Source organism: Streptomyces sp. B1866 (assembly GCF_031932565.1).
GTDB lineage: Bacteria > Actinomycetota > Actinomycetes > Streptomycetales > Streptomycetaceae > Streptomyces.
In genome coordinates this window covers 1-1,151 of record NZ_JAVSCF010000531.1, presented here as the reverse complement: position 1 = coordinate 1,151, position 1,151 = coordinate 1, and the positions used below count along the sequence as shown (strand labels likewise).

Genomic DNA, 1,151 nt, shown 5'->3' with positions numbered 1-1,151 from the left:
GCAGTTCGCCGGCGAGCATCAGCCCGGCCGGGCCGGCGCCCACGACGACGACCTGCGCGTCCTCGGCGGCACCCGCCCGGTCCGGGACGGCCCCGGAGGCCACCGTCAGCGGACTTTCTCTGCGTGGGCCTTGGCATGGCGGAGCGTGGCCAGGCTGTTGGTGCTCAGCGCGGTCCGCACGTAGTCGAGCGCGTTCTCGACCGTGGCCCGCGGGCCGAGCACACCGGCGACGGCGTCGGGGTCGAGTACCACGGTGTGCTGGGAGCGGGCGGTGACCCCGCCGTCCTGGTGCTCCTCGAACGTCCAGTAGCCGGTGTGGAGGGTCAGCAGCGCGGGCAGCGTGACCTGCTTGTAGGCGATGCCGTGGTACGGGAAGGTGACCCGGTAGGACTTGGTGGTGTGGGTGGAGCCGTCCTTGGCGACGGTGTCCATCTCCAGGGTCTGCAGGCCCTGCTCGTCCTCCTCCAGCCGGACCTTGGCCACGTGCGGCAGCCGCTGCGACCACAGGTTGGCCTCGTTGACGAAGGCGAACACGTCCTCGCGCCGGCCGTCGACGTGCACCGAGTCCTCGAAGGACAGCGTCAGGTCGCGGGCCGCGTGCGCCGCCTCCACGTTCTGTTTGAGGGCGGCCAGCTCGGAGCGGGAGTTGCGGTCGACCGCCTGGTCGATCCAGGCCAGTCCCTCGGGATCGTCGCCGACGGACCGGTACTCGTGCAGCAGCCGCACCAGGGAGCCGCCGCCGGGCTGCTCCTCGATGAGCCAGGCGCCGCCCATCGACGCCACCGGCGGGGCCGAGACGGTCTGCTGGAAGTTGATCCGGCGCTGTTCGGGCTGGAGGATGCGGCGGGAGGTCCAGTTCTTGGCCACGCCGTTGGCCGTGGCCCAGATCCGGATGTACTCGTCGTGCTCTCCCTTCTGGGCGTAGTCGACGTGGATGGTCGGCGGGAAGATCCGCGGCCAGTTGCCGACGTCGGCGATCAGCTCGTAGACGGCGTCGGGCGGGGCCGCCACCGTGATCGTGTGCTCGACCTGGCGCGGGGAGTGCGTGGGCATGCTCGGGCTCCTCGGTGGGAAGACGGACGGGACGGGCGGACGCCGGGCGGGGCTGCGCCGCGGCCGGGCGGGTCAGAAGTTGCCGAGGCCGCCGCAGA

Annotated in this window: 1 protein-coding gene; it reads right to left on the bottom strand. The window is 72.0% G+C overall.

Features of this window, described 5'->3' with window-relative positions; all coding sequences use genetic code 11:
• Window positions 1–105: 105 nt before the first annotated feature.
• On the bottom strand, window positions 106–1,053 hold the full coding sequence (locus RKE29_RS30010; RefSeq protein WP_312008862.1) for an aromatase/cyclase: 948 nt from the start codon (window positions 1,051–1,053) through the stop codon (window positions 106–108).
• Window positions 1,054–1,151 lie beyond the last annotated feature (98 nt).

Excerpts from the sequence above, each read along its gene's own strand:
- RKE29_RS30010 (WP_312008862.1), bottom strand. The coding sequence starts at position 1,053 with ATGCCCACGCACTCCCCGCGCCAGGTCGAGCACACGATCACGGTGGCG.